Consider the following 210-nt stretch of genomic DNA (forward strand, 5'->3'; position numbering starts at 1 on the left):
GGTTTGAATAAACCTCCTCAATTACTTGTTTAATCCTTTAAATAATATAAGAAAACTGGTCACACCTTTGGTCACAGATTATATTTAAATAGATAAAACTAAATGATTTATGATATTTTAAAAAGTGTATTAATTCAAGACTTTACAGCATTACATAAAACTGAATGGAACCAAAAAAGATATCTTGCCTCTAACTTCAAAACTGCTTGA

This window comes from Neobacillus drentensis (assembly GCF_036966985.1).
Lineage (GTDB): Bacteria > Bacillota > Bacilli > Bacillales > Cytobacillaceae > Neobacillus > Neobacillus drentensis_E.